This is a genomic window from Pseudomonas sp. BYT-1 (assembly GCF_023611805.1).
GTDB lineage: Bacteria > Pseudomonadota > Gammaproteobacteria > Pseudomonadales > Pseudomonadaceae > Aquipseudomonas > Aquipseudomonas guariconensis.
On the sequence record NZ_CP072559.1, the window covers coordinates 3,870,098 to 3,882,720 of the forward strand.

Below are 12,623 nucleotides of genomic sequence, written 5' to 3' on the forward strand. Positions count from 1 at the left end.
TTTCCAGCTCATCGGCGTTGTCCTTGAGCCGGCCAACGGTCTCGGCCAGGAAGTCCCGCAAAGTATTGGCGGCACGGGCCAGGCGGCCCAGTTCGTCCTGTCGACGGCTGTCAACCCGAGCGCCGAAGCGGCCTTGGCTCAATTGCGCCACATATTCGATCAAATCACGGATCGGCTCGACCAGGCTGCGGTTGACCAGCCACAGGCTGAACAGGCCCACCAGCACCGCCGATGCGAGCATCACCAACATGCCCAGCCACACCGTACGCTGGGCAGCGGCGCTGAGTTCTGTCGAACGCTCGTGGGCGTCGGCTCGCAAATGCTCGACCAACTCGCTCATTTGCTCGCTGGCGGCGCGGTCCACGCCCTTCACCGCCTGGTCACCCACAACCGGATCACCACCTGCGGCCAGAAACGCCTCACGCCCCTGGGCATAGGCCTTGCCCAATTGCCGGTGGCTGTCGCGCAAGTGCTGTAATCGCGCCTTGAGTTCACCGTCGCTGGCGCCGATCAACTGCTCAAGCAACTGTTGTACCTGCTGTTCGCGGGCCTGGAACTGCTGCCAGTACTTGTCCAGCTCGGCGCTCTGACGACCACGCAGCAACACGTTCTTCCATTCCTGCACTTGGATCTTGAACTGCAGGTTGGCCTCGTCGATCAACTGCGAATCACGCAACGGGCCATCGACCAGCGCGGCATAGCCGCGCACGTTGGCGGACAGGAACTGGAAGCACACCAAGGCGATCAGCAGCATCGCCACCAGGCTGCCGCCAAGCAGGGTGAGAATTTGCACTCTGAGGGATTTATGCAACATCGGGAGATCTCGCAAGCAAGGCTTGGGGAAACGACAGGCCGAAGGCTGCCGCACAAGACGTCCTTGTCTTCGTTCGCAGGCCAAAAAAAAGCTGCCATCGATCGATAGCAGCCAGGTCGAGCACTTACGCAACAGTTGAGCTAGATAGTCTCAGGCAATTGCTACAGAAATGTTACAAGCGCATTGCGCGCTATACCGCTGCAAACTGAAGCGCAGCCAGGCGCGCATAAAGTGGGCTTTGCTCGATGAGCTGACGATGACTGCCCACCGCCACCACTCGCCCCTTGTCGATCACCGCGATGCGATCAGCATGCTGCACGGTGGCCAGGCGATGGGCGATGACCAACGTGGTGCGCCCGGCCATGAGCTGCGGCAAGGCCTGCTGGACCAGGTATTCGCTCTGCGCATCCAAGGCACTGGTGGCTTCATCGAGCAGCAGGATCGGCGCATCTACCAGCAAGGCCCGAGCGATTGCCAGGCGCTGGCGCTGTCCACCGGACAAGCCGATCCCTGCCTCACCCAGTGGTGTCTGGTAGCCCTGAGGCAGTTGCTCAATGAACTCATGGGCATAGGCACTGCGCGCCGCTGCCTCGACTTCGGCCAGGCTGGCCTGGGGTCGGCCATAGCGGATGTTGGCCTCCACCGTGCCGCGAAACAACGCCGGGGTCTGCGCCACCAGAGCGAACTGCCGGCGCAAGCAAGTGGGGTCCAGCGCAGTGATCGCCTGCCCATCGAGCAGGATTTGCCCTTGCTGGGGCTCGTAGAAACGCAGCAGCAAGTCGAACAGGGTCGACTTCCCGGCGCCGGACGGTCCGACCAAAGCCACGGTCTGCCCCGGCTCGATGATCAGGCTCAGGCCGTCAATGGCCGCCACGCCCGGGCGCGACGGGTAGGCAAAGTGCACCTCACGCAGTTCGATGTGCCCGCTCGCCCGTCCCGCCACCTGCTCGCTGGGCTGGGCCGGCGTCAGGATCGCACTGCGTGCTGCCAGCAGTTCGGCAATACGTTCAGCCGCACCCGCTGCGCGCTGCAGCTCGCCGATGACTTCGCTGAGGGTACCGAAGGCGCTGCCGACGATCAGGCTGTAGAACACAAACGCGGCCAGCTCGCCACCGGAGATGCGCCCTGCTATCACGTCCATGCCGCCGACCCAGAGCATCACCCCCACCGCGCCCAGCACCAACACGATCACCAACGTGATCAACCAAGCACGCTGGGCGATACGCCGCCGGGCCACGGTAAAGGCCGCCTCCACGGTCTCGGCGAAGCGTTCGCGATCGAGCGGCTGGTGGTTATAGGCCTGTACGGTCTTGATCTGGCCCAAGGTCTCGGCGACATAGCTGCCGACATCGGCGACCCGATCCTGGCTCTGGCGCGACAAGCTGCGTACCCGCCGGCCAAACAGCAGGATCGGCGCCAGCACCAGCGGCAAGGCCAGCACCACGATACTGGTGAGCTTGGGGTTGGTGACAAACAGCAGTACCACACCGCCGGCGACCATCAAGGCGTTGCGCAGGAACATCGACAACGACGAGCCGATGACCGATTGCAGCAAAGTGGTGTCTGCCGTCAACCGCGACTGGATCTCCGAGCTGCGATTGTCCTCGAAAAAGCCCGGATGCAGGCCGAGCAGGTGATCGAACACCGCCCTGCGGATATCCGCCACGCAGCGCTCACCGATCCAGGAAACTAGGTAGAAGCGGCTGAACGTGCCCACTGCCAGGGCTAGCACCAACACGAGGAACAGGCCGATGGTCTGGTTGAGCTGATGCGGTGAACCGGTCATGAAGCCTTGGTCCACCAACAGGCGAATGCCCTGCCCCATAGACAAGGTGATGGCAGCCGTCACGATCAAAGCCAGCAATGCCAACACGACTTGCTTGCGGTAAGGACGGATGAACTGCCAGGCCAGGCGCAGAGCCCGACGTTGACGCACGGAAACCGGTTCAGGCATGAAAGGGGCCATCCACTGCGAAGAGCCTGCAGCCTACCACTCATCGGACAATGCGGAACTGTACAGCGTCTGCAGCCATCGTTAACAAGCGAGACGCCGTGCAAGGGAGCATAGATCAGTCCCTATGCGCTTTCGTTCTAAAACGAAGCTGGAGCTTTCATGAACTTTCTGGTGGACTACCCCTGCCGCGACGCAAGGGATATGTCACAAGGCAGTCACGGCAACGGTTTATCCTGAGCTTGAACCTGATGAGGAGACAGGAAATGAGCCTGCAACATGGCAGTGAAACACCCAAGGCCCCCAACCCACCACAACCTCAGGTCTGTGGTTCGATCATCGATGCACAGGGGCGGGAAATCCCGATCACCGAGCAGATGATCCAGAAGGCCTGCAAGGACCTGGAGCAAAGCCGGGTCGAACGCGTTAAAAAGGCCTGAGCCAAGCATTCCTTACAACCCGGCGCATGCGCCGGGTTTTTATTTGCACGCCCGTTGGTGTCTGCTCGAAACCCGCTTGAAGGAAAAGCCCCCTTCGAAAGCCTCCCTCTGGCAATGGAAACGCCGCAGTTTCAACCTGCCGAATCAGACCAGCACACCACCCAGCGCGCAGACCATCTGCGCCAATTGCGGCGCCTCGCCACGCAGGTGTACCGCCAGCCCTTCGATCTCCCGCCGCTGTGGGTAGTGCTTGCGCAACAGGTCGAATGCGGCGCGCTGTTGAGCGGGGTCTTCGCTCAGGCTTCGACGAAAATCGGCGTCGTCCCGACGCGGGTCATAGACCGCACGGCACAGCGTCGCCAATGCCCAGGCCGGGTCACAACTGGCGTCCAGATCGATCTGCGCCAGCGCCGGGGCAGGCAGTAGTTCAGACAATTGCACCTGCTCCGGCTCCCCCCGCCAGCGGCAGAACGCCTGATAGATCTGCGCCGTACCCCGTTGCTTGCCGTCCAGGCTGTAGCCGGCGATGTGCGGCGTGGCCAGGGTGCACAGGTCGGCCAGGTCGAGGCTCACCTGCGGCTCGCCCTCCCACACATCGAGCACCGCGTGCACGTCCTCGCGATCGAGCAGCAGCTCGCGCAGGGCCTGATTGTCCACCACCGGGCCACGGCTGGCATTGATCAGCCAGGTACCAGGGCGCAGGCGCGCCAACTGATCGGCGCCCAGCAAGTGCCAGGTGGGGTACTCGCCATCGCGCTGCAGTGGAGTGTGCAGGCTGATTGCATCGCAGGTTTGCAGCAGAGTGTCGAGGCTGACGAAGTCCCCACCTTCCCGCGCCTGGCGAGGTGGATCGCAGACCAGCACTTTCCAGCCCAGGCCATGCAGCACCCGCACCAGGCGCTCACCGACCTGCCCTGCGCCGACGACGCCATAAACCCGCTCGATGAGCTTGGCACCGTCGAGCTCGGCCAAGGTCAGCAAGCTGCCCAGCACGTAATCCACAACGCCACGGGCGTTACAACCTGGTGCACTGCTCCAGTGAATGCCTGCTTGGGCAAAGTAGTCCAAGTCCAGGTGATCGGTGCCGATGGTGCAGGTACCGACGAAACGCACCTGGCTGCCTTCGAGCAGTCGCCGGTCGACCTGGGTCACTGAACGCACCAGCAGCACATCGGCGTCCTTGACGCAGGCGGCGTCGATGCTGCGGCCTGGGTAGCGGCGAATCTCGCCGAACCCGGCAAAGAAAGCATCGAGCAGCGGGATATTCTCGTCGGCAACTATCAGCATGGCGCTCTCCTGTGAGGGGAGCGCAGTGTAGGCCCTATTGCGGTGCGCGATCCAGGCTCAGTCGGCCTTCTTGCGGATCCAGTACAGGTAGGTGCCGGCCTGCTCCTGCTGCTCCAGCAGCTCATGGCCCAGGAAGTTGCAGAACTTGGGGATGTCGCGGCGGGTGGAGGGATCGGTGGCAATGACCTTGAGCAGGCCACCGGCCGCCAGGTCACGCACGTGCTGGTGCAGCATCATCACCGGCTCCGGGCAATTCAGGCCGGTGGCATCGAGGATGGCGTCAGGGGTGAATTCGGTCATGGGGGGCTCCACAAATGATGGGGCATTGTCGCGCATCGGACGACGAGGTCCAAGAGGGCCGAGCCAGCTCCACGACGGTGGGCGCTGGCCAGGCCTGTGGTCGATCAACGCGACTTGAGGTCCAGCCGGCGCAGATGACAAGTGACTTCTTCGCGGTCGTGGTAGAGCTGCTTGCAGGCGATCGATACCTTGACCTTGCGCGCCTTGAAGCCTGCCTCGATCCGGTCGAGCAGGCGGCGTACTTCGCCATAGCGCTGCTTCATCGGCAGCTTGAGATTGACCACCGCCTCGCGGCACAGCCCCTCCCCCAGCCAGGTCTCGATCAGCGAGGCAGTGCGCGCAGGCTTCTCGACGATGTCGCAGACCATCCAATCCACGGTGTGTTTGGGCTGCCAGGTGAACCCATCGGCCATCAGGTGCTGGACCAGACCGGTTTCCATCAGGCTTTCTGCCATTGGGCCGTTGTCGATGGCCGTCACCAACATGCCCCGCTTGACCAGCTGATAGGTCCAGCCGCCCGGCGAGGCACCCAGGTCCACGCCGGTCATGTCGTCGTTCAGCCGCAGGTCCCACTGCTCGCGTGGGATGAACTGGTGCCAGGCCTCCTCCAGCTTGAGGGTCGAGCGGCTGGGCGCTTCGCGAGGAAACTTCAACCGCGGGATACCCATGGGCCACAGGGCCGAATTGTTCGACTCGGCCAGGCCAACGAACACCCGGCGCCCACTGATGAAGGTCAACAGCAGGCGCGGCCCTGCGGCATTCTCGACCAGGCGCCCGGCCTTGTGCAGGGCCTTGCGCAACGGCACTTCGAATTTACGGCAGAAGGTCGAGAGCTCCTTGCCCTCGTTGCTGTCGAGCACCTCCAGCCACAGGCTGCCGAACACCGGGTAATCGGCCAAGTGTTCGAGCAAGACGCTGATCCGGTCGCTCTCCGGCAGTTCGACGAACGCGCCCCGTGCCCACTGGCGGGGGAAGATCAGTCGCTCGAAACGCAGTTCACGCATCAAGCGCTCGCCGCCATCGGGCTCTGCACAGACGAACTCGGCGCAGGCACTCTGCGGCTTGCCCCGGGCGTAGCCGGCAATGCCCAAGAGGGCGGCGTGTTCGCTGATTTCGGCGCAGACCTCGCCCTCGAAACCGGGCCGGCAATGCATGAACAGGGTATTCATCTTTCACTCCACGTCGCTGGCCTGGATCGCCAGCCTTGATCCGGCGCAAAGCAGGCGCCGGCAGGGCGGCGATGATAAAGGAAGATCGGAACCTGCGACATGCCCCACCTGTCCAGAAGTGGGTCAGGACCGGCAAACCAGTCTACCCTGACCATTCAGCCAGGTCCGTTGCGTACGGGCCGTTACAGAGCGGTGATACCGGCATCCACTGGCTTGTGTGGCAAGTCCGCACACTCGAAGCGGGAATGACCGGACACCGGCGCAGAAGGAGTTGGCAATGCACTCGCTCGATAGCCTGAAGACCCTGAAGACCCTCAAGGTGGCCGACCACACCTATCATTATTTCAGCCTCGCCGAGGCTGCCCGGCAGCTCGGCGACCTGCAGCGTCTGCCCATGTCGCTCAAGGTACTGCTGGAGAACCTGCTGCGCTGGGAAGACGGCAAGACCGTCACCGGCGATGACCTACGCGCCCTGGCCGGCTGGCTGGGCGAGCGTCACTCGGATCGGGAAATCCAGTACCGCCCCGCACGGGTCCTGATGCAGGACTTCACCGGCGTGCCCGCGGTGGTCGATCTGGCTGCCATGCGCGCCGCCATGGCCAAGGCCGGTGGCGATCCGCAGCGGATCAACCCGTTGTCCCCGGTGGATCTGGTGATCGATCACTCGGTGATGGTCGACCGTTACGCCAGTCCCGCCGCCTTTGCCCAGAACGTCGACATCGAGATGCAGCGCAACGGTGAGCGCTACGCCTTCCTGCGCTGGGGCCAGAGCGCCTTCGACAATTTCCGCGTGGTGCCGCCGGGCACCGGCATTTGCCACCAAGTCAACCTGGAGTACCTGGGCCGCACCGTCTGGACCCGTGAAGCCGACGGCCGTACCTATGCCTTCCCCGACACTCTGGTCGGCACCGACTCCCACACCACCATGATCAACGGCCTGGGCGTGCTCGGCTGGGGTGTGGGCGGCATCGAGGCCGAAGCGGCGATGCTTGGCCAACCGGTGTCGATGCTGATTCCCGAGGTGATCGGATTCAAGCTGACCGGCAAGCTGCGCGAGGGCATCACCGCCACCGACCTGGTGCTGACCGTCACCCAGATGCTGCGCAAGAAGGGGGTGGTGGGCAAATTCGTCGAGTTCTACGGCGATGGCCTGGCCGACCTGCCCTTGGCCGACCGCGCCACCATCGCCAACATGGCTCCGGAGTACGGCGCCACCTGCGGGTTCTTCCCGGTGGACCAGGTGACGCTCGATTACCTGCGTCTTTCGGGGCGTCCGGAAGAGGCAGTGCAGTTGGTCGAAGCCTATTGCAAGGCCCAGGGCCTGTGGCGTGTGCCCGGTCATGAACCGGCTTTCAGCGATACCCTGTCGCTGGACATGCACGATGTCGAAGCCAGCCTGGCCGGACCCAAGCGCCCACAGGACCGGGTGGCCTTGTCGCAGGTCAGCCAGGCCTTCGAGGGCTTCATCGAACTGCAGCCCAAACCGTTGGCCAAGGAGGTCGGACGCCTGGAAAGCGAAGGAGGCGGCGGTGTGGCCGTGGGCAATGCCGACCAGGCCGGGGAAATCGACTATACCCATGACGGTCAGACCCACACCTTGCGTGACGGCGCAGTGGTGATCGCCGCCATCACATCCTGCACCAACACCTCCAACCCCAGCGTGATGATGGCGGCCGGCCTGGTAGCCAAGAAAGCCGTCGAGAAAGGCCTCACCCGCAAGCCTTGGGTGAAAAGCTCCCTGGCTCCGGGTTCCAAAGTGGTCACCGACTACTTCAAGGCAGCCGGCCTTACGCCTTACCTCGACCAACTCGGCTTTGCCCTGGTCGGCTACGGATGCACCACCTGCATCGGCAACTCCGGCCCATTGGATGACGCCATCGAGCAGGCCATCGGCAGCGCCGACCTCACGGTGGCCTCGGTGCTCTCGGGCAACCGCAACTTTGAAGGCCGTGTGCATCCGCTGGTCAAGACCAACTGGCTGGCCTCTCCGCCCCTGGTGGTGGCCTACGCCCTGGCCGGCAGCGTGCGCACCGACCTGACCCGTGACCCACTGGGCATCGGCAAGGATGGCCAACCGGTATTCCTTCGCGATATCTGGCCCAGCCAGCAGGAAATCGCCGAGGCCGTGGCCAAGGTCGACACCGCCATGTTCCACAAGGAATACGCCGAAGTCTTCGCCGGCGATGCCCAATGGCAAGCCATCGAAGTGCCTCAGGCGGCCACGTATGTTTGGCAGGACAACTCCACCTACATCCAGCATCCACCGTTCTTCGACACGATCGGCGGCCCGCTGCCACAGGTCCGCGATATCCAGGGCGCTCGCATCCTGGCGCTGCTCGGCGACTCGGTGACCACCGACCACATCTCCCCGGCAGGCAACATCAAGGCCGAAAGCCCCGCCGGTCGCTATTTACGCAGCAAGGGCGTGGAGCCAAGGGACTTCAACTCCTACGGCTCACGACGCGGCAACCATGAGGTCATGATGCGGGGTACTTTCGCCAACATCCGCATCCGCAACGAAATGCTCGCCGGCGAAGAGGGCGGCAACACCTTGCATGTACCCAGCGGCGAGAAGCTGTCGATCTACGACGCGGCCATGCGCTACCAGGACGAAGGCACCCCGCTGGTGGTGATCGCCGGCCAGGAGTACGGCACAGGCTCCAGCCGCGACTGGGCCGCCAAGGGCACCAACCTGCTGGGTGTCAAGGCTGTGCTGGCAGAGAGTTTCGAACGTATTCACCGCTCCAACCTGGTGGGGATGGGCGTGTTGCCGTTGCAGTTCAGGGCCGGCGAAAACCGCAAGACCCTTGGGTTGACCGGCAAGGAGCGCATCGACGTACAGGGCCTCACCGACGCGCAGCTGCGCCCCGGCATGACTCTGGCGCTGCGTATCACCCGCGAGGACGGGCAGCAGCAGCAAACCGAAGTACTGTGCCGGATCGACACCCTGAACGAAGTGGAGTACTTCAAGTCAGGCGGCATCCTGCACTATGTGCTGCGCCAGCTGATCGCAGCCTGATCGGACATCGGGGCGCCTGAGCCCCATCACCGACGCGAACCCAGGTGGTGTCCTGAGCGCCACCTGGGCAGTCGAAAGGATTTCGACGACGTCATGACAAGGAATTCCCATGTATCCGCTTTCCTGGCCCGCACTGATCCCGCTCTGTTTCGGTTACGGCCTGGCCTTGATCCATGGCAGCCTGGGCCTGTCCAGTCTGCCCACCTTTGGCGCCCTGATCTGCGCCGCCCTGCTGGCGCACCGTGCGGTGCGCTGGCAACAAGTGGCGGGGCACGTGCTGTTCATCGTCCTGGCCATCGCCTTGGCAGTGCACTGGCTACCTGGCTTCCAGAGCGCCAAGGTGATCGACCAAGCGACCTTCAGCGACGGCGCCCTGCCCTTTTCCATGTACCTGAATCTCGACAAGCCGTTGATCGGCTTCTGGCTGTTGTTGACGTGCCCATGGGTGCTGGCCTGGCGCGGGGCCGCTTGGAGCACCAGTCTGGCATTCATCCTGCCGCCTACCGTGCTCGTGTGCCTCGGCGGCGCTTGGGCGCTTGGTGTAGTGACCTGGGCACCGAAATGGCCGGATCAGGCTTGGCTCTGGCTACTGAACAACCTGCTCCTGGTCAGCCTCACTGAGGAGTTGCTGTTCCGTGGCTACATCCAAGGTGGCTTGCAACGGCTATTGGGCCATGAGTCTCTGGCGCTGTTCGCCGCCGCATTACTGTTTGGCCTGGCCCACCTGGGAGCGGGATGGCAGTGGTTCTGCCTGGCCAGTCTCGCCGGCATCGGTTACGGCCTGGCTTACCGCCGGGGCGGGTTGATGGCGGCGGTGCTTTGCCATTTCGGTCTGAACTTTGTCCACTTTGCAGGCTTTAGCTATCCGATGCTGGCAATTGGCTAAACAATCGGTCATGATCGGACCAGCGCGTCACAAAACCGTAAAAAATCGGCAATATAGACGCCAATTGATTGGAAAAAACCGAATTTCTTTAATCAAGCCTGGGTGCCATTCATTGCGCCAGATCAAGTAAATTAAATAAACATTCAATAAAACCGGCGGCTGGCCGATACGGATTCAAAGCCTTGCGGATTGAACCTCATGCGTAACAACCAACCGATTACCCAGAGAGAGCGGACGTTTCCTGCTGAACAGCGGTTGATCTCCACCACCAACGCCAAGGGGGTGATCACCTACGTCAACGATGCGTTCATCGATATCAGCGGCTTCTCCCGCGAGGAACTGACGGGAGCGCCTCACAACTTGGTCCGCCACCCCGATGTGCCATCGGCGGTGTTCGCCCACATGTGGCAAACCCTCAAGCAGGGCCTGCCGTGGATGGGGATCGTCAAGAACCGCTGCAAGTCTGGCGATCACTACTGGGTCAACGCCTACGTCACGCCCATCTTCGACAATAACCAGGTAGTCGGTTACGAGTCGGTGCGGGTCAAGCCCACGGCCGAGCAGATCCGCCGCGCCGAGGCGTTGTATCAACGCATCAACCAAGGCAAGCCCGCGATTCCACGCCGCGACAAGTGGCTGCCTGTCCTACAGGATTGGCTGCCATTCATCCTGGTCAGCCAGATCGGCTTCTTGATCGGCAACTGGCTCGGCCACTCCTGGGGGTTCGCCCTGGCTGCCGGCCTGTCGGTGCCGCTGGGCCTGCTCGGCCTGAGCTGGCAACAGCGCGGCCTCAAGCGCCTGCTGCGCCTGGCCGAACAGACCACTTCCGATCCATTGATTGCACAGATGTACACCGACAGCCGGGGTGTACAGGCGCGCCTGGAAATGGCCATGCTCAGCCAGGACGCCCGCATGAAGACCTGCCTGACTCGCCTGCAGGACAGCGCCGAGCAACTCAGCGACCAGGCACGCGAGTCCGACACTCTGGCCCATCAGAGCTCCACCGGCCTGGAGCGTCAGCGAGTCGAGACCGAGCAGGTCGCCGCCGCAGTCAACCAGATGGCTGCCACCACCCAGGAGGTGGCCAACCATGTGCAGCGCACCGCCGATGCGACCCAAGAGGCCAATCGACTGACCAGCCAGGGTCGGCAGATCGCCGGAGAAACCCGCGAGGCCATTTCTCGCCTTTCCCAAGCCGTCGGCGAAACCGGGCAGACCGTCACCCAACTGGCTAAGGACAGCGACGAGATCGGCGGCGTAGTCGATGTGATCAAAGGCATCGCCGATCAGACCAATCTGCTGGCCCTCAACGCCGCCATCGAGGCTGCCCGTGCAGGTGAGATGGGTCGTGGCTTCGCGGTCGTGGCCGATGAAGTCCGCCAGCTGGCTCAGCGCACCGCAGAGTCCACCGGGCAAATCCACAACCTGATCGCCAAGTTGCAGCAGACCGCCAGCAATGCGGTGCAGACCATGGAGAATGGCCATCGTCAGGCCCAGGAAGGCGTGGAGCGGGTGATGGAGGCTGACCAGGCCCTGATAGGTATCAGCGAAGCAGTGGCCAACATCACCGACATGGCCACCCAGATCGCCGCGGCCACCGAGGAGCAAACCGCTGTGGCCGACGAGATCAGCCGCAACATCAGCACCATTGCCGATCTGGCCGACCAGACTGCCGAACAGGCCCAGCGCTCTGCCTTGCTCAGTGAAGAGCTGACCAGCACCGCCGGTAGTCAGTACTCACTGGTGGAACGCTTCAACCGCTGACGCACGTCGGCGCATGCCCGCCTCTACAGGTGCATTACCAACCTGTAGGCGCGGGCTTGCCCTCACCCCGACAGATTTCACCAATCCAGCGAGAGTCGGCTCTCGAAGTAACGCATCTCCCCAGTCAGGGGATCCTGGAAACGCAAACTGTGCGCCAGCAGCTTCAAGGGGCGTTGGTAGTCGTCCTCATCCTTCGAAAGCTGCGGATAGAACGGGTCATTGCAGATACCGGCGCCCAACGCCGCCATATGCACCCGCAATTGGTGCGTCTTGCCTGTCACCGGTGAGAGCCCGTAGCGCCACAGCTTGCCGTTCTTCTCCAGCACTTCGGCAAGGGTTTCGCTGTTCTCCACACCGTCCACCTCATGCATGCGGAAGAAGGGTTCGCCATGCACCAGGCGGCTACGGTGCACCAAAGGGAATTCGCGCTCAGGCAGTGCCGCCGCTATGGCCTGGTAGCGTTTGTCGATACGCCGCTCGGGAAACAGCCGTTGATAGGCGCTGCGGGTCTGCGGATTGGCGGAAAACAGCACCAGGCCCGCGGTATGCCGGTCGATGCGGTGCAACGGCACCAGATGCGGGTTATCCAGACGGCGGATCAGGCGGCGCAGCAAGGTCTGTTCGACGTATTCGCCGGTCGGCGTGACTGGCAGAAAATGCGGTTTGTCCGCGACCACCAGATGCTCATCGACATGCAGGATCGACTCCTGTACGGGAATCGGCTTTTCATTGAGCACTTCGCGAAAGTAGTGCAAGCGCATGCCCCGACAGTAGGGAAAGTCCGCCGCAATGGGCTGCCCTTGTGCATCCAGCACCCGCCCCCGGGCGAAGCGGTCCAACCACTGTTCACGATCGATCCCCTTGAAGTGCTCGCACAGGCAATCGAGCACGGTTTGCCAGGAGCCCGGAGGCAGGCAGACAGTACTGGCTTGCTGATGGGCAGGGTCGAAAGGTGCGGTCATGACAGGGCTCGGGAATTCAAAGGCGGGCATT

Annotated in this window: 9 protein-coding genes and 1 pseudogene; 4 read left to right on the top strand and 6 right to left on the bottom strand. The window is 62.9% G+C overall.

From position 1 onward, the window contains the following. Positions 1-82 precede the first annotated feature (82 nt). Both J5X93_RS28620 and J5X93_RS17995 read right to left on the bottom strand, forming a co-directional pair. Positions 83-814: pseudogene (locus tag J5X93_RS28620) on the bottom strand (HAMP domain-containing protein); the annotation flags it as partial. A 190-nt stretch (positions 815-1,004) separates the two neighbouring features. Further along, complete coding sequence (locus tag J5X93_RS17995) at positions 1,005-2,768, bottom strand: ABC transporter transmembrane domain-containing protein (RefSeq protein ID WP_090344035.1); 1,764 nt, start codon at positions 2,766-2,768, stop codon at positions 1,005-1,007. A gap of 263 nt (positions 2,769-3,031) precedes the next feature. Between J5X93_RS17995 and J5X93_RS18000 the strand changes: the two genes are divergently transcribed. After that, positions 3,032-3,205 (top strand): PA1571 family protein, encoded by a 174-nt coding sequence (locus J5X93_RS18000; protein ID WP_167358070.1) that lies wholly within the window; start codon positions 3,032-3,034, stop codon positions 3,203-3,205. Between the two features lie 144 nt (positions 3,206-3,349). Here the strand turns inward: J5X93_RS18000 and pdxB are convergent, their stop codons facing one another. The 3 genes from pdxB to rlmM all read right to left on the bottom strand — a co-directional run bounded on the left by pdxB (position 3,350) and on the right by rlmM (position 5,961). Then, positions 3,350-4,492, bottom strand: coding sequence for a 4-phosphoerythronate dehydrogenase PdxB (pdxB, locus tag J5X93_RS18005; RefSeq protein ID WP_182942635.1), 1,143 nt, complete (start codon positions 4,490-4,492; stop codon positions 3,350-3,352). 57 nt (positions 4,493-4,549) lie between these two features. Continuing rightward, positions 4,550-4,792, bottom strand: coding sequence for a sulfurtransferase TusA (tusA, locus tag J5X93_RS18010; protein ID WP_043206710.1), 243 nt, complete (start codon positions 4,790-4,792; stop codon positions 4,550-4,552). 104 nt (positions 4,793-4,896) lie between these two features. Beyond that, positions 4,897-5,961: a 23S rRNA (cytidine(2498)-2'-O)-methyltransferase RlmM gene (rlmM, locus tag J5X93_RS18015; RefSeq protein WP_043206711.1), complete on the bottom strand. Its 1,065-nt coding sequence runs from the start codon at positions 5,959-5,961 to the stop codon at positions 4,897-4,899. Positions 5,962-6,238: 277 nt separating this feature from the next. Between rlmM and acnA the strand changes: the two genes are divergently transcribed. The 3 genes from acnA (at position 6,239) to J5X93_RS18030 (ending at position 11,630) form a co-directional block, all read left to right on the top strand. Continuing rightward, positions 6,239-8,980: an aconitate hydratase AcnA gene (gene acnA, locus J5X93_RS18020; RefSeq protein WP_250033758.1), complete on the top strand. Its 2,742-nt coding sequence runs from the start codon at positions 6,239-6,241 to the stop codon at positions 8,978-8,980. A 109-nt stretch (positions 8,981-9,089) separates the two neighbouring features. Continuing rightward, positions 9,090-9,866, top strand: a complete 777-nt coding sequence (locus J5X93_RS18025) for a CPBP family intramembrane glutamic endopeptidase (protein ID WP_182942631.1) — start codon at positions 9,090-9,092, stop codon at positions 9,864-9,866. A gap of 198 nt (positions 9,867-10,064) precedes the next feature. Then, positions 10,065-11,630, top strand: a complete 1,566-nt coding sequence (locus J5X93_RS18030) for a methyl-accepting chemotaxis protein (RefSeq protein WP_043206714.1) — start codon at positions 10,065-10,067, stop codon at positions 11,628-11,630. 77 nt (positions 11,631-11,707) lie between these two features. Here the strand turns inward: J5X93_RS18030 and J5X93_RS18035 are convergent, their stop codons facing one another. After that, the gene (locus J5X93_RS18035) at positions 11,708-12,592 is read right to left on the bottom strand and encodes a pseudouridine synthase (RefSeq protein WP_250033761.1); all 885 of its coding nucleotides are present in this window, start codon (positions 12,590-12,592) and stop codon (positions 11,708-11,710) included. Positions 12,593-12,623 lie beyond the last annotated feature (31 nt).